Below are 15,033 nucleotides of genomic sequence, written 5' to 3'. Positions count from 1 at the left end.
AAAAGTTTAAATTTATTTTGAAAACAGCGTGATAGATTCTAAATGTCCGGTTTGAGGAAACATATCAATCATTGCGCTTTTCTCTAAATGGTAACCGTTTTCCACCAATATTTTTGCATCACGCACCAAAGTTGCCGGATTGCAGGAAACATAAAGTATTTTCTCTGCCTGCAGTTCAATAAGGTGATTTAACACGAAAGCCGCACCGCTACGAGGCGGATCAAGCAAGATTTTATTAAATTTTTCTTGTGCCCAAATTTGATTGGCAAAGGGTACGCTTAAATCAGCTTGGTGAAATAACGCATTGGTAATCCCATTCTGTTGTGCGTTGTAACGCGCTTTTTCCACCATCTGTGCCACGCCCTCAATACCGACAACGCGTTTACTCTGTTGTGCCAACGGCAAAGTGAAATTTCCCATACCACAAAAGAGATCCAATATCTGATCATCTGCTTGCGGATCAAGCCAATGCAACGCAGTTTGTACCATTCTTTCATTAATTTGTTGATTCACCTGAATAAAATCACGAATATCAAAAAAGAGTTTTAATGCGCCGATATGGTAATAAGGTCGTGCTTCTGTCCACGCTGAAACCTGTTGTTCTTGCTCACTCACGAACAGCATTAGCTGATATTGTTGCCCAAATAATTGTAGCTTTTCGGCATCTACAGCGTTTAATGCACCTAAATGACGTAAAAACAGTGCAATGCCATTGTCGGCGGCAACCAATTCGATATGCCCCAATTTTCTCGGTTGTTGCCATTGTTGCAGCAGTTGTGTAAGCGCTGGCAACAGTGCCGATAATGCCGACACCAGCACCGGACATTGGTTGATTTCAACCAGCTGATTACTCTGTTTTTGCCGAAAGCCGAGCTTAATTTGCTTGGTAGTCGCGACATATTGCACGCTCAATCTGGCGCGGCGGCGATAATGCCACTGTTCACCGCTTATCATTGCTTCAATTTTTACTTCAGGAGCAATTTTTTGTAACTGTCGCATTAATGCCTGTTCTTTGGCTCGGCGTTGCATTTCAATCGGAATATGCTGCATTTGACAACCGCCGCACTGCTGATAATACGGGCAGCGAGGCTCAAGGCGTTGTGCCGATGTTGTCAGACGCTTGGTCGCCTTGCCGACACCATATTGGCGCTTTTCTTCTTGTATCGTGAACTGCACTTTTTCGCCCGGCAGCGCATCTGCAATAAACCAAGTTTTGCCCTCAATTTTGGCAATGCCCAACCCTTGATAATCCAAAGATTCAATTAACGCCGTTTTGTTTTTTGCAGATGTTTTTGTTGTAGCTTGATAAAAGAGAACCATAATTTATTCGTTAGGGTATAAAATATTTAAATGTTGTTGAAATAATTCCCGACTTTTCAAAGGTTTACCGCCTAAAAACGGTTTTAATGCAATGCGAGTAAAGCGTTTAGCCGCTTGTAAGGTCTCTTTTTCGTTAAAACTTAAATTAGCAAACGCCTGCAGATCTCGTCCGTAAAAAGTGAAATTATTTTTGATTAATGAAGCGATAAAGCCTTTTTCTTCCCGATATTGATAAGTCATTTCAGCGGCAACCGGCTCACCGCTGCCGGCACAATGTTCAAAATCTATGCCGTAGCCAAGTGCTTTTAACAACATAAATTCAAACCGGCGTAATGTTGCTTCCACTTGATCACCATTTGCCACCAATCCGGTCAGACAACGCAAATATTCGTGGAACAGCTCCGGATAAGCGGTTTCCTGTTCCAGAGTTCTCACCAGCAATTCATTGACATAAAAACCGCTGTATAACGCGACTGTCTGCATCGGTAAGGTAACGGAAATTGCTTCCGCTTTGGTCAATATTTTTAACGTTCCTCGACCGCTCCAACGCAACAGCAACGGCGTAAACGGTTGTAATAAGCTCTTTAACGGAGAACGTTTTGCACGTGCGCCTTTTGCTAAGAGCGTGATACAACCATAATGTTCAGTAAACAGATCCACCAGCAAACTGGTTTCGCTATATGCCCGGCGATGTAATACAAAGCCACGTTGCCAATTATCGATGATACACCTCATAGAGAAGAAAAAACGATATTTATTTTAACAGAAAACATTGTGTATTAAGTTGAGAAAGAACTTTTTTATAACAAATTTCTATATAAATGATTAATTTGTTATTAGACGTCCGGCAATCTATATGGATAAATATAACGCACAACAAATCATCTTCAGTGTTAGTAATAAGGAAAAAATATGTTAAGTGGATTAATTATCGGAGTTTTGCTCGGCTTTGTGCTGCAACGAGGTCGATTTTGTGTAACAGGCGCATTTCGGGATTTATATGTGAGTAAAAATAGTCGTATGTTTACTGCATTTTTAATTGCTATTGCGATTCAGTCTATCGGCTTATATACCTTGCAGGCATTTGGAATGTTCACTGTACCACAAGGTTCGTTAGCGTTAAATGCTGTCATTATCGGTGGTTTTCTTTTCGGTGTCGGGATTGTTTATGCCGGCGGATGTGCGACCGGAACGTGGTATCGTGCCGGTGAAGGCTTATTTGGCAGTTGGGTGGCGTTATTGACCTATGCTTTATCAGCGGCAGCAACAAAATATGGTTTATTGAAAGGTGTTAATCAGGAGCTAAAACAGAATCCATTTCCTGATCACACCATTGACCAAACTTTAGGCATTTCAGCGTGGTGGTTGGTGTTGGTTTTGGTGGCAGTAACGGTGTGGTTGACTTATAAACAGTTGCGTAAGCCGAAAGTGAAAGTGGCGACTTTGCCGGCAAAACGTTCCGGTCTTGCCCATCTATTATTTGAAAAACGTTGGCATCCTTTCTTTACTGCGGTTTTAGTTGGTGTGATTGCGTTATTGGCGTGGCCGCTCAGTACTGCGACCGGTCGCCATCACGGTTTGGGCATTACCTCACCGACAGCCGGCTTAGTGCAATTTCTCACCACCGGCGATAGCCAGTACATTAATTGGGCAACTTTTTTAGTGCTTGGTATTTTGCTCGGCTCTTTTATTGCGGCAAAAGGTGCCAATGAATTTAAATTCCGTATTCCGGATCAAACCACGATTATTCGCAGTGCTTTTGGAGGAGTGTTAATGGGATTTGGAGCCAGTTTAGCAGGAGGTTGCTCAATTGGAAACGGTTTAGTCGAAACGGCAATTTTTTCTTGGCAGGGCTGGATTTCATTAATTGCAATGATATTAGGTACTTGGTTTGCTGCTTATTTCACCATTATTCGTCCAAGAAAAAATAAGGTATTAAAACCACAATTAGCTTAATTACAACTTAATGACAAATAGAAAAGAGGAAATTTATTATGCGTGTTGAATTGGAAACTTCAGGTTTAGTTTGCCCATTCCCATTGGAAGAAGCAAAAGAGGCGATTGCCAAATTAAATAAAGATGATGAATTGGTTATCACCTTTGATTGCACTCAAGCGACCGAATCGATCCCACAATGGGCTGCCGAATCAGGTTATCAGGTTATAGAATTTGAGCAACTCGGTGAAGCTTCTTGGCGAATCGTAGTGCAGAAATAAAAATATATGAAAACCAGCACACCCATTAAGGATGTTTTCTTAATGGGTGTTTTAGTAATAAATTCAATATCTTACATTAATTAATTTTTTATCTTGCATAGATTGGGTTGCAGCTGAAGCAATGCAAATTGCTCTTGCCGGGAGTTCACAAAGAATGCTGTTTTTATGCTGTTGTAAATGTTCAAAAATACTTTGGGCTTCTAATTCTACAGCACGAGTCAGCCAATAAGGACAATGTTCGTTAGGTTGGCCATATTTTTGGATGCCTTTGCTGCTTTCTCTTAAAGAAAGATCCGCTTCGAATTCATTATACATATTAAACTGTTGGCGTTTGCCGTTAGCAAAAGTGAGGGTCACGGTAGAAGTGAAGAAATTAATCATCATTGAACCGAGTTCGCCGTGAATCGCAATATCCCATTTAGGCAAGCGATACGCTGTTCCCATTTCTAAAGATCCGAAAACGCCATTTTTAAATTGTAGCAATAATTGAATAATATCGTGATGGTCAGGCGTTTCTAAATGTGCTCGATTAGTAGATTGTGCAAAAACAGCTTCAACTTCACCAATTAACCAAGCAAGTAAATCTAATTCATGTATTTCATGAAAGAGTTTTCCTCCAGTTAGTTGAATATCATTTTTCCACCAATCTTTTTGAAAAATAGGATTTATCCAGCGTTGGCGATTTGCTCGTACTACCGTTATTTTTCCCAATGTTTGTTGTGTTAATAATTGTTTTGCTTGTTGTAAGCCTGGTAATACACGCAAACAGTGTCCAACAAAAAGCGGTACATTATTTTCTTTTGCCATTTGTATCAGTTGATGGGCATCTTGTTCATTAATCGTGAAAGGTGTTTCAATAAATACGGCACAACCTTTTTGAATGGCAATTTCTGCAAGTTGGCGATGGCTATAATTGTAGGTGGCGATAAGCACGAGGTTGACTTTCTGTTGAGTAAGTAATGTATTTAAATCGGCATAGGCTTGTGTTTTGTATTGTTCGGCGATGTTTTGTGCTAGGTTTATCTGTAAATCGGTTACACCAACCAATTTTGCGGGTAATTTATTAAATACAGAAGCAAGTTGTTGACCGAAGAAGCCACAACCAACAAGAGCAACATTAATATTGTCCATTTTCTTTTTCCTTTTGTTGTAAGCGTTGACGTAGAGTACGAAAATAAAGTAGTACGGCGTGTTGGAAACGATTAATATCGCGTGCCTCTACAGCATCTACCCATTCACGATAGTGCAACGCTACCTCTTGAGCTGAGAGAGTTATAGTTGGCAAGTTTTCCTCTTGTAAATTGAATATTTGCCAGAAAGCGTCTAGATATTGTGACAAAAGTGGATTATTTATTGCTTGATAGGTCTGTAGTTGAATTTTATATTCTAGTTCGCTAGAGAATAGGTTTTGTCTGGCCAATTGTTGTAATTCTAAGCTTAACTGTTGCAGTTGATCGACTTCGGTGTCACTAATATTGGCAATAGCAAGCGGAGCAAAACCATATTGCAGGATTTCTCGAATATCTAAGATATCTAATAAATATTTAATATTATTTTGCAGTTGTAATTGTGTATGAAAAGCAAGGCTTTGAATCATTGGTGTGAGTGAAGATTCGCTGATAAAAGTCCCTACACCGTGCCGAATATCTAAAATATGTAAGGCTTCTAAGGATTTAACAGCTTCTCTTAAACTGGAGCGACTGACGTTTAAATATTCCATTAACTCATTTTCAGTAGGCATTAGATCGCCTGCTTTTAAGCCTTTATTAAGAATTAATTGTTTAATATCTTCTTGTAATGCCAGATTTTTTACTTTTTTTTCTGATTTTTTCATTTTTGTGATCTTTATCGCAGAAAATTTATGCAATTTAAGACATCATATCTCTAAATATTAGAGATATGATGTCTTATCTCTATATTGTTTAAATAGTAGCTTATTTTTAACTTTTTGTCAGTTAAATATTAAGTTAAAAACGAAGAAGGATACGTTATGGCAACACTTTCTTTATCACATATTTATAAACGTTATCGTAATGGCTTTGAAGCAGTGAAAGATTTTAATCTGGAAGTGGCGGATAAAGAGTTCATTGCGTTAGTTGGACCTTCAGGTTGTGGTAAATCAACAACATTAAGAATGATTGCCGGGTTGGAGGATATTTCCGAAGGTGATTTTTCTATTGACGATCGTCGTGTGAATGATGTTGAGCCGAAAGATCGCGACATCGCAATGGTGTTTCAATCTTATGCACTTTATCCGCATATGACGGTTTACGAAAATATGGCGTTTGCTTTGAAATTACGTAACGTTGATAAAGCGGAAATTGACCGCAAAGTGCGTGAGGCGGCAAAAATTTTAGGCTTGGAGGAATTACTCGATCGTAAACCGAAAGCCTTATCCGGCGGGCAGCGGCAACGTGTTGCTTTGGGCAGAACGATCGTGCGTTCACCGAAGGTCTTTTTGATGGACGAACCCCTTTAAAATTTAGATGCCAAGTTGCGCAGTAATATGCGTGCAGAAATTATCCGTATCCATAAAAAACTGAATGCGACCACGATTTATGTGACTCACGATCAAACCGAAGCAATGACAATGGCAGATCGTATCGTCGTGATGAGCGCAGGAATTGTACAGCAAATCGGTACACCAAAAGAGATTTATGATAATCCTGCAAATTTGTTTGTTGCCGGATTTATCGGCGCACCGACAATGAACTTTTTAAAAGGTCGGTTGGAGAATCATTCTTTCGTTACTTCGGATCATTATCAGCTAGCTATTCCTGATGAAATCTGGCAACAACTCGTGGCATTAGGTCAAGAGGGGAAAGAGGTCGTTTTAGGTATTCGTCCGGAGAATGTTTCTAATGAGCCGTTATTACTCGGCTCTTATCAGAATGCGAGAGTTTCAGCACCGGTATATGTCGCAGAATTGTTAGGTGCAGAATATATCGTACATACCAGTTTGGGCAATCAACCGATAAAAGCGATTGTTCATTCGCGGCAAAAAATTGAAATGGAGCAGCAAATCACACTTGCGTTTGATATGAAGCGAGCACATTTCTTTGATCCAACCACAGAGCAAGCCTTGTTGTAATCGCTCTTAACATATATGAGGTGAGTTATGAAATTAAAAAAATTATTAACTGTTGCAGCATCTGTGGTGTTCGCCACATTAGTGCTTAATGGCTGTAAAGATGAAAAATCACAAACTGCCAATACAAACGTGAGTACAGAGCCATCGGAATTAGCCGGTGATATTACGATGTGGCACTCTTTTACACAAGGACCGCGCTTAGAAATTATCCAGCAAGCTGCGAATGAATTTATGCAAAAAAATCCAAAGGTCAAAATTAAAATTGAAACCTTTTCCTGGAACGACTTTTATACCAAGTGGACAACCGGATTGGCTTCAGGCAATGTGCCGGATTTGAGTACCGCATTACCGAATCAAGTGGTTGAGATGATTAATGTTGAGGCATTATCTCCAATTAATGATTTGATTGATGATTTAGGTAGAGATAGATTTTCCGCAGCTGCAATCAATGAAGGGACTGTAGGAGAGAATAATTACTCGCTTCCTTTGTATTCTCACGCACAAGTGATGTGGATTAGGAAAGATTTATTAGAGAAAAACGGATTGTCTGTGCCAAAAACGTGGGATGAGTTGTATCAGGCAGCTAAGGCATTAACAAAAGATGGAGTATATGGTCTATCTGTACCAATGGGTACCAATGATTTTATCGCAACTCGCTTTTTGAATTTATACGTGAAAAGCCGTGGCAGTAGTTTGCTTACTAAAGATCTAAAAGTGGATCTCACCAGTGAAATTCCACAAGATGGTATTAAATACTGGGTGAAAATGTATAAAGAAACTTCACCGAAAGATTCTATTAATTACAATGTATTACAACAAGCCACTCTGTATTACCAAGGAAAAACCGCATTTGACTTTAATTCCGGTTTCCAGATTGGCGGTGTTCAAGCGAATACACCACAGTTATTAGATTTTGTTGATGCTTACCCAGTACCAAAAATGAATGTGAATGATCCTGATTATGGTTTGGAAACAGCGAATATTCCTTTAGTGGTTTGGAAACATTCAAAACATCCTGAAATTAGTAAAGCCTTTATTAAAACACTTTATGATAAAGATCGTTATATCAAATTCCTTGCTTCAGTTCCGGTAGGAATGTTGCCGGCGCTTAAAGATATTGCGAATGAACCGGCTTATAAAGATAACCCAATGGTGAAGAAATTTGCTCACGCAGAAAAAGTGATTTCCGATGCAGTACAAACCGGCACCGCAATTGGATATGAATATGGACCAACCGTACAAGGCGGTTTATTGACAAATCAGCACATTATTGAAGCAATGTTCCAAGATATTGTGGTTAATGGTACAGATCCGATGGTAGCCGCTAAAAAAGCAGAAGATCAGCTAAATACTTTATTTGAAACGGTTGCTCAATAAATTCTAGGGTGGTTATCGCCGCCCATTATCCTCAAAGTAGATACAGATTCTCAATAATTGGGAAGGGGGCTTTATGTATCAAAAAAACTATACAAGGTGGATTTTTGTCCTGCCTGCGATGATAGTGGTATCGGTATTATTCATCTATCCATTCTTATCAAGCATTTTTTACAGCTTTACCAATAAGAATTTGATTATGCCGAACTGGAAATTTGTCGGGTTTGATAATTATGTGGCGGTCATTAACGATCCGAGTTTTTGGTTGGCATTTTCTAATTCGATCTTATGGACAATATTTTCTTTGGTTGGGCAAGTATTAGTGGGATTTGCGTTAGCAATGGCATTACATCGTATTCGTCATTTGCAATGGTTATACAAAATCTTATTAATTATTCCGTGGGCATTCCCAACTATTGTGATTGCTTTTTCGTGGCAATGGATTTTAAACGGCGTATATGGCTATTTGCCGAATATGATTGTGAAACTCGGCTTAATGGATATTGCGCCGCACTTCCTTTCTGATAGTACTTGGGCATTTATTAGCCTTGTGTTTATTAATGTTTGGTTCGGTGCGCCATTAATTATGGTTAATGTGCTTTCTGCCTTACAGACTGTGCCACAAGAACAATATGAGGCAGCCAAAATTGATGGCGCAAATGCGTGGCAAGTGTTCCGTCACATTACTTTACCGCATATTAAAGTGGTGATTGGATTGCTGGTAGTTTTACGCACGGTTTGGGTATTTAACAATTTCGATATTATCTACCTCATCACAGGGGGCGGTCCAGCAAACTCAACAATGACTTTACCTATCTTTGCCTACAATATGGGCTGGGGAACCAAAATGCTCGGTCGTTCTTCAGCGGTAACAGTGCTGCTATTTATCTTCCTATTACTTGTTTGCTTTATCTATTTCAAAGTGATTAGCCGTTGGGAAAAAGAGGGGGAATGAAATGAAAACGAAAAAATCGATTTTAGGTGATATTGTTGCACATCTGTTTTTATTAATCGCAACAGTGGTTGCAGTGTTTCCTCTAGTCTGGATTATCATTTCTTCTATCAAAGGTAAAGGCGAATTAACCAGTGAACCCACCCGTTTTTGGCCAAAAGTGTTTACCTTGGACTATTTTGAACACGTGATTAACGACTTACATTTTATCGTTAATATTCAAAATAGTTTGGTTATTGCTTTGATTACAACATTAATTGCTATCATCATTTCAGCAATGGCGGCTTATGGCATTGTTCGATTTTTCCCGAAATTGGGGGCAATAATGTCAAAATTATTGGTTACCACCTATATTTTCCCACCAATTCTGTTAGCCATTCCTTATTCCATCGCCATGGCGAAAGTGGGGCTGACCAACACAATGACGGGGCTTATCGTGGTGTATCTCTCATTTAGTGTGCCTTATGCCGTTTGGTTGTTGGTTGGATTTTTCCGAACCGTTCCTATCGAAATTGAAGAAGCTGCGCGGATTGATGGTGCAAATAAATTTACCGTGTTTTTCAAAATTGTATTGCCATTAGTTGCGCCCGGCATTGTAGCAACGGCAATTTATACCTTTATTAATGCGTGGAATGAGTTCTTATATGCTCTTATTTTAGTAAACGATACGAGCAAAATGACAGTAGCGGTAGCATTACGTTCATTAAATGGTGCAGAGATTTTAGATTGGGGCGATATGATGGCGGCTTCTGTCTTGGTTGTGTTGCCGTCCGTGCTGTTCTTCACCTTTATCCAGAACAAAATTGCAGGTGGGCTTTCTGAAGGCTCAGTGAAATAAACTTATATCTATTCTTTTAGGAGAAATAAAATGACAAATTATGCTGTGATTGGTGTCGGCTATTTTGGTGCAGATTTAGCCAGAATTATGAATGAAAATGATGATGCAAAAGTGGTGGTTGTTTATGATCCAGAAAATGGTAAAGCAGTCGCTAAAGAATTAGGTTGTGAAGCAGCCGATTCGTTAGAGGATGCAGTATCTCGTGCGGATGTGGATTGTGTGATTGTGGCAACACCGAATTACTTACATAAAGAACCCGTATTACTTGCAGCAAAATATAAAAAACACGTTTTTTGTGAAAAGCCTATTGCACTAAGTTATCAAGACTGCGATGAAATGGTCAGAGCCTGCGAGGAGAACGGCGTAGTCTTTATGGCAGGGCATATTATGAATTTCTTTAATGGCGTGCATCACGCTAAAGAGTTGATTAACCAAGGTGTGATCGGGAAAGTACTTTATTGCCATACTGCACGTAATGGTTGGGAGGATGTTCAGCCTTCTATTTCTTGGAAAAAAATGAGAGAAAAATCAGGCGGACATTTATATCACCATATTCACGAATTGGATTGTGTTCAATTTTTAATGGGGGGAATGCCGAAAACGGTTACGATGACAGCAGGAAATGTCGCTCATCAAGGAGAACAATTTGGTGATGAAGATGATATGTTATTCCTCAATCTTGAGTTTGATGATGGCAGATTTGCTGTATTGGAATGGGGATCAGCTTTCCGCTGGGGAGAACATTATGTGCTGATTCAAGGGGAAAAAGGTGCGATTAAATTGGATATGTTCCATTGTGGTGGCACCTTACGCGTGGACGGCAAAGATAGCCATTTTTTGATTCACGAAAGCCAAGAAGAAGATGATGATCGTACCAGAATTTATACCAGTACAGAAATGGACGGTGCAATTCAATATGGGCATCCCGGCAAACGTACACCGCTTTGGCTTAATTCCGTAATGCGTAAAGAAATGAAATACTTAAATGACATTATGCACGGTATGAAGCCAAGTAAAGAATTTGAAAAATTGCTTACTGGAGAGGCAGCAAGAGCGGCGATTGCCACTGCAGACGCTTGTACTAGATCCAGATATGAAAATCGAAAAGTGGAATTAAGTGAAATTCTTAACGGATAACAAATAAAGTTTCATTGCGTTAATTTAATAGCCAACAATACCTCTGAGTTGTTGGCTATTTTTTTATGATTTTATTCTATTATTGATTAGTTTCGGATAAGGTTTTATTCATCAATGCTCGATTAAATTGTTTATTCCAAACAGATACAACAATGGCAGCCATACCATTACCGATCAGATTGACAATAGCTAATCCCGTACCTACAAATCTATGAATACCGAGTATTAGTACCATTCCGGCAACCGGTACTATTGGCAATACAATTAATGTACTGGTTAGCATTACAAAAGCTGCACCGGTAACACCAGCAGCTCCTTTGGATGTCAACATAGCGACAATAAGAAGAATGATTTGATTGGTGAAACTGAGTTCTGTATTTGTCGCCTGTGCAATGAAGATAATTGCCATAGTCATATAAAGATTTGTTCCATTTAAATTAAAGGAATAACCTGAAGGTACAACAAGTGCAATAACAGATTTAGGGCAACCTAACTGTTCTAATTTTTCCATAAGGTGAGGGAGGACGACCGATGAAGAACCTGTACCTAAAATAATGAGCAGTTCTTCTTTAATAAATTTGAGGTAAGAGAATAGACTGATACCACAGAATTTAGCAATGATGCCATATACAATGATAACAAATAGAATGAGTAAAAGATAAAAACCTAAAATGAATTTGGCTAATGGAATTAGGGATGATAAACCGTAAGCCCCAATTGTATAGGTAATCGCACCAAAAGCCCCTATAGATGATAATTTTGAAATCAAATGAACATTGTGGAAAAATACTTTTGAAATACTATCTATAAGGTTAAATACCGGTTTACCCTTTTCACCAATAACAGATAAAGAACAACCAAATAAAATAGAGACAAGTAAAATAGCCAAAACATTACCGGAAGAAAAAGCGCCGACAAAAGTTTGTGGAATAATATTCATTGCAAAATCAGTAAGATTTACATTTTTCGCACTATCAGTATATTTGGTTAGGCTAGAAGTATTTAAACTTGCAGGATCTACATTGAATCCTATTCCTGGCTGAATAATATGCCCCCAGATTAGACCAATGATTAATGCAATAAAAGACATTACAAAGAAATAAATTAGTGCTTTACCACCAACTTGCCCTAATTCCCTCATATCTTTCATCCCAGCAATACCAACGACAATAGTACAGAAAATGATTGGTCCGATAATCATTGCAATCAGTTTTATAAAGGCATCACCTAAAGGTTTAAGTTTTACAGCAAAATCAGGTGCAAAATAGCCTAAAGCAATTCCAGCTAAGATACCAACAAGTACTTGGAAATAAAGTTCTTTATAAAATGGTTTCTTGTTCATAGTAACAATTCCTTAAATTAAGGTAATAGGAATTCATCGTGACAAATAGAATTATTTGTCACTGATTTATTGTCATTAACTTAGTGGTTTTTCTTGTAGAGAAAAGCCTACTTTTCTTCCGGCCAATACAAACGCATTGGATTATCTACCAACAATTGTTGGCGTTCTTGTTCTGTAGGTGCAATCTGTGCCACATAGTCAACGAGTAAACCATCATCCGGCATATGATCTTTTAAGTTAGGATGAGGCCAATCTGTACCGAAAAGAACACGATCCGGGAACTCCTCTATTAAGCGACGGACAAACGGAACAACATCACGATATGGATGATGTTCACCATTGAGTGCTTTAGGTCCGGATTTACTCAATCTTTCGGGGCAGGATACTTTGCTCCAGAAATTTTTATGCTCACGCATCAGTTTGACAAAAAGTTCGAAATCCTCTCCGTCAACAGGTTTGGTTACATCAGGGCGACCCATATGATCAACCACTACCGTTGTCGGTAGACTGGTGAAAAAGTCCCAATATTCTTTTAAATCTGCTGCTTCAAAATAGATCACAATATGCCAACCGAGAGGTGCAATCTTTTCTGCAATCTCCATTAAGGTATCCTTTGGTGGAGCGTCAACGAGGCGTTTTACAAAATTAAATCTGACACCTCTTACGCCGGCTTGATGAAGCTCATTGAGTTGTTCTTTGGTCACATCTCGTTTCACTGTTGCTACACCACGTGCTTTTCCGTTAGCACTTTTTAGGGCATCAACCAATGCTCGATTGTCAGCACCGTGACAGGTCGCTTGAACGATAACATTGCGCTCAAAACCTAATAGATCGCGCAAAGCAAATAGCTTCTCTTTCGGTGCATCGCAAGGCGTATATTTTCGTTCCGGAGCATAAGGGAAAATCTCTCCCGGACCAAAAACGTGACAATGTGCATCTACCGCACCTTTAGGGAGTTTTAATGTTGGTTTTGATGGATTAGGGTGGAATGGTAACCAACCTGGGGTGACTTCAAATTTCATTCTGTACTCCTTAATCAATATATTTCAAACCGGCTTTTTCGAGTTTTTCACGCATATTGTAGAGATCCAACCCTAATACGCCTGACTGGAATTTAGGGCGTTTCAACGCCTCGTTGTCTTCACGTTTTTGTGCTGCTTCTGTCACTTCTGCCGCTTTTGCCGCCGGGATGACAACAACGCCGTCGTGATCCGCCACCACAACATCCCCCGGATAGACAACCGCACCGGCACAGATAACAGGCACATTCACTGAACCCAATGTTGCTTTAATGGTTCCTTTTGAATGAATGGCTTTGCTAAACACCGGGAAATCCATCTCTTCAAGTTCTTTAGTATCACGAACGCCACCGTCAATAATTAAGCCCTTACAACCTTGTGCTCTAAAAGAGGTGGCAAGCAGCTCACCAAAAAAACCGTCTGTTGAATCGGAAGTGCAGCCTGCCACGACAATATCACCCTCTTGGATTTGCTCGGCAGCAACGTGAAGCATCCAGTTATCTCCCGGTTGTAATAATACCGTTACCGCTGTGCCACAAATTTTGGCGTGAGGATAAATCGGACGCATATAAGGTTTCATTAATCCGACTCTTCCCATTGCTTCGTGAAGCGTAGCAACACCGAATTTAGACAATTTTTCTACAACGGATTTATCCGCACGTTGAATATGACGTTTAACAATACCTAGTTGATTTACTTGAATTTCCATTGTTTATTGCCCTCTTGATTTGAGTAATGCATCCAATCTTGGGAAAACACGGCGAGCGTTGCCTTCGTAAATTTGATGTTTTTGTTCATCAGTCAAATGACTCGCCTCAATATAACGTTTGGTGTCGTCAAAATAGTGTCCGGTTAATGGATCAATATCACGAACTGCGCCAATCATCTCTGAAGCAAACAATACATTTTTATGAGGAATAACATCTAACAGCAGATCAATTCCCGGCTGGTGGTAAACGCAGGTATCAAAGAAAATATTGTTTAATAAATGCTCTTCTAGCACCGGTTTTTTCAACATCATTGCCAATCCGCGGAATCGTCCCCAATGATAAGGAGCAGCGCCGCCACCGTGCGGTACGATAAAACGTAAATTAGGGAATTCTTTAAACAGATCGCCCTGTAAGCACTGCATAAAACTTGTTGTGTCCGCATTCAGATAATGAGCCCCGGTGGTATGGAAACAGTGATTACAACTGGTGCTGACGTGAATCATTGCTGGAATATCATATTCGATCATTTTTTCATAAATCGGATACCAATACGGATCAGTTAATGGCGGTGAAGTCCAATGACCACCGGAAGGATCAGGATTTAAATTAATACCAACATTGCCATACTCTTTCACACAGCGATCAATTTCTGCTAAACAAGTTTCTGTCTGCACCCCCGGAGATTGCGGCAACATGGCAACCGGCACGAAGTGATCCGGAAATAGTTGGGATACGCGATAACAAAGTTCATTACAAATTGCTGCCCACGTGGCTGAGATATTGTAATCTCCGATATGGTGCGCCATAAAACTGGCTCGAGGCGAAAAAATCGTAATGTCTGAACCACGTTCTTTCATAAATTTAAGCTGATTCAATTCAATACTTTCTCGAATTTCATCATCACTAATTTTTAGATCCGATACTTTCGGCATTTCTGATGGATTGGTAATGCCGGCGATTTGTTTATTTCGCCACACTTCTAATGCTTTCGGTGCAGTGGTGTAATGGCCGTGACAGTCAATTATTAAGCTCAT

General features: G+C 39.6%; 14 protein-coding genes and 1 pseudogene. 7 read left to right on the top strand and 8 right to left on the bottom strand.

Annotated elements, in window-relative coordinates:
- Nucleotides 1-12: 12 nt before the first annotated feature.
- Both rlmD and recO read right to left on the bottom strand, forming a co-directional pair.
- Nucleotides 13-1,320 carry a 23S rRNA (uracil(1939)-C(5))-methyltransferase RlmD gene (gene rlmD / locus A3EO_RS0105735; protein WP_018346369.1) on the bottom strand — a complete coding sequence of 436 codons (1,308 nt, stop codon included), beginning with the start codon at nucleotides 1,318-1,320 and terminating at the stop codon, nucleotides 13-15.
- 3 nt (nucleotides 1,321-1,323) lie between these two features.
- Nucleotides 1,324-2,055 (bottom strand): DNA repair protein RecO, encoded by a 732-nt coding sequence (recO, locus tag A3EO_RS0105730; RefSeq protein ID WP_018346368.1) that lies wholly within the window; start codon nucleotides 2,053-2,055, stop codon nucleotides 1,324-1,326.
- Between the two features lie 177 nt (nucleotides 2,056-2,232).
- On the opposite strand from recO, the gene A3EO_RS0105725 reads away from it, so the two are divergent.
- A complete protein-coding gene (locus A3EO_RS0105725; protein ID WP_018346367.1) occupies nucleotides 2,233-3,276 on the top strand; it encodes a YeeE/YedE family protein in 1,044 nt (347 codons plus the stop codon).
- A gap of 38 nt (nucleotides 3,277-3,314) precedes the next feature.
- Nucleotides 3,315-3,536 (top strand): sulfurtransferase TusA family protein, encoded by a 222-nt coding sequence (locus A3EO_RS0105720; protein WP_018346366.1) that lies wholly within the window; start codon nucleotides 3,315-3,317, stop codon nucleotides 3,534-3,536.
- A 63-nt stretch (nucleotides 3,537-3,599) separates the two neighbouring features.
- Here the strand turns inward: A3EO_RS0105720 and A3EO_RS0105715 are convergent, their stop codons facing one another.
- Together A3EO_RS0105715 and A3EO_RS0105710 are read right to left on the bottom strand one after the other, a co-directional pair.
- A complete protein-coding gene (locus tag A3EO_RS0105715) occupies nucleotides 3,600-4,667 on the bottom strand; it encodes a Gfo/Idh/MocA family protein (protein ID WP_018346365.1) in 1,068 nt (355 codons plus the stop codon).
- The gene (locus A3EO_RS0105710) at nucleotides 4,654-5,370 is read right to left on the bottom strand and encodes a FadR/GntR family transcriptional regulator (protein ID WP_018346364.1); all 717 of its coding nucleotides are present in this window, start codon (nucleotides 5,368-5,370) and stop codon (nucleotides 4,654-4,656) included. The genes A3EO_RS0105715 and A3EO_RS0105710 overlap by 14 nt, the downstream gene beginning before the upstream one ends.
- A gap of 156 nt (nucleotides 5,371-5,526) precedes the next feature.
- On the opposite strand from A3EO_RS0105710, the pseudogene A3EO_RS13900 reads away from it, so the two are divergent.
- From A3EO_RS13900 to A3EO_RS0105685, 5 genes and pseudogenes are all read left to right on the top strand, one after another.
- Nucleotides 5,527-6,627 (top strand): annotated as a pseudogene (locus tag A3EO_RS13900) (ABC transporter ATP-binding protein).
- Nucleotides 6,628-6,654: 27 nt separating this feature from the next.
- A complete protein-coding gene (locus A3EO_RS0105700) occupies nucleotides 6,655-8,004 on the top strand; it encodes an ABC transporter substrate-binding protein (RefSeq protein WP_018346363.1) in 1,350 nt (449 codons plus the stop codon).
- A 73-nt stretch (nucleotides 8,005-8,077) separates the two neighbouring features.
- A complete protein-coding gene (locus tag A3EO_RS0105695; protein ID WP_018346362.1) occupies nucleotides 8,078-8,956 on the top strand; it encodes a carbohydrate ABC transporter permease in 879 nt (292 codons plus the stop codon).
- Nucleotide 8,957: 1 nt separating this feature from the next.
- Nucleotides 8,958-9,791 (top strand): carbohydrate ABC transporter permease, encoded by an 834-nt coding sequence (locus A3EO_RS0105690; RefSeq protein ID WP_018346361.1) that lies wholly within the window; start codon nucleotides 8,958-8,960, stop codon nucleotides 9,789-9,791.
- Nucleotides 9,792-9,821: 30 nt separating this feature from the next.
- Complete coding sequence (locus A3EO_RS0105685) at nucleotides 9,822-10,928, top strand: Gfo/Idh/MocA family protein (protein WP_018346360.1); 1,107 nt, start codon at nucleotides 9,822-9,824, stop codon at nucleotides 10,926-10,928.
- Between the two features lie 79 nt (nucleotides 10,929-11,007).
- On the opposite strand, the gene dctA is transcribed toward A3EO_RS0105685, so the two are convergent.
- The 4 genes from dctA to A3EO_RS0105665 all read right to left on the bottom strand — a co-directional run bounded on the left by dctA (nucleotide 11,008) and on the right by A3EO_RS0105665 (nucleotide 15,033).
- Nucleotides 11,008-12,270: a C4-dicarboxylate transporter DctA gene (gene dctA, locus A3EO_RS0105680; protein WP_018346359.1), complete on the bottom strand. Its 1,263-nt coding sequence runs from the start codon at nucleotides 12,268-12,270 to the stop codon at nucleotides 11,008-11,010.
- Nucleotides 12,271-12,377: 107 nt separating this feature from the next.
- A complete protein-coding gene (locus A3EO_RS0105675; RefSeq protein ID WP_018346358.1) occupies nucleotides 12,378-13,292 on the bottom strand; it encodes an amidohydrolase family protein in 915 nt (304 codons plus the stop codon).
- A gap of 10 nt (nucleotides 13,293-13,302) precedes the next feature.
- A complete protein-coding gene (gene ligK / locus A3EO_RS0105670; RefSeq protein ID WP_018346357.1) occupies nucleotides 13,303-13,998 on the bottom strand; it encodes a 4-carboxy-4-hydroxy-2-oxoadipate aldolase/oxaloacetate decarboxylase in 696 nt (231 codons plus the stop codon).
- 3 nt (nucleotides 13,999-14,001) lie between these two features.
- Entirely contained in the window at nucleotides 14,002-15,033 is a 1,032-nt protein-coding gene (locus A3EO_RS0105665) for an amidohydrolase family protein (protein ID WP_018346356.1), read from the bottom strand.

It is taken from the genome of Gallibacterium anatis DSM 16844 = F 149 (assembly GCF_000379785.1).
In the GTDB taxonomy this organism is placed as follows: Bacteria; Pseudomonadota; Gammaproteobacteria; order Enterobacterales; family Pasteurellaceae; genus Gallibacterium; species Gallibacterium anatis.
Note: the sequence above shows the minus strand (reverse complement) of the source record. Positions and strands in the feature narration are given on the sequence as shown.

Coding starts and splice junctions, on each gene's coding strand:
- A3EO_RS0105720 (WP_018346366.1), top strand. CDS start 3,315: ATGCGTGTTGAATTGGAAACTTCAGGTTTAGTTTGCCCATTCCCATTG.
- rlmD (WP_018346369.1), bottom strand. CDS start 1,320: ATGGTTCTCTTTTATCAAGCTACAACAAAAACATCTGCAAAAAACAAA.
- A3EO_RS0105695 (WP_018346362.1), top strand. CDS start 8,078: ATGTATCAAAAAAACTATACAAGGTGGATTTTTGTCCTGCCTGCGATG.
- A3EO_RS0105710 (WP_018346364.1), bottom strand. CDS start 5,370: ATGAAAAAATCAGAAAAAAAAGTAAAAAATCTGGCATTACAAGAAGAT.
- A3EO_RS0105675 (WP_018346358.1), bottom strand. CDS start 13,292: ATGAAATTTGAAGTCACCCCAGGTTGGTTACCATTCCACCCTAATCCA.
- A3EO_RS0105685 (WP_018346360.1), top strand. CDS start 9,822: ATGACAAATTATGCTGTGATTGGTGTCGGCTATTTTGGTGCAGATTTA.
- A3EO_RS0105700 (WP_018346363.1), top strand. CDS start 6,655: ATGAAATTAAAAAAATTATTAACTGTTGCAGCATCTGTGGTGTTCGCC.
- recO (WP_018346368.1), bottom strand. CDS start 2,055: ATGAGGTGTATCATCGATAATTGGCAACGTGGCTTTGTATTACATCGC.
- ligK (WP_018346357.1), bottom strand. CDS start 13,998: ATGGAAATTCAAGTAAATCAACTAGGTATTGTTAAACGTCATATTCAA.
- A3EO_RS0105725 (WP_018346367.1), top strand. CDS start 2,233: ATGTTAAGTGGATTAATTATCGGAGTTTTGCTCGGCTTTGTGCTGCAA.
- dctA (WP_018346359.1), bottom strand. CDS start 12,270: ATGAACAAGAAACCATTTTATAAAGAACTTTATTTCCAAGTACTTGTT.
- A3EO_RS0105715 (WP_018346365.1), bottom strand. CDS start 4,667: ATGGACAATATTAATGTTGCTCTTGTTGGTTGTGGCTTCTTCGGTCAA.
- A3EO_RS0105690 (WP_018346361.1), top strand. CDS start 8,958: ATGAAAACGAAAAAATCGATTTTAGGTGATATTGTTGCACATCTGTTT.
- A3EO_RS0105665 (WP_018346356.1), bottom strand. CDS start 15,033: ATGAGCTTAATAATTGACTGTCACGGCCATTACACCACTGCACCGAAA.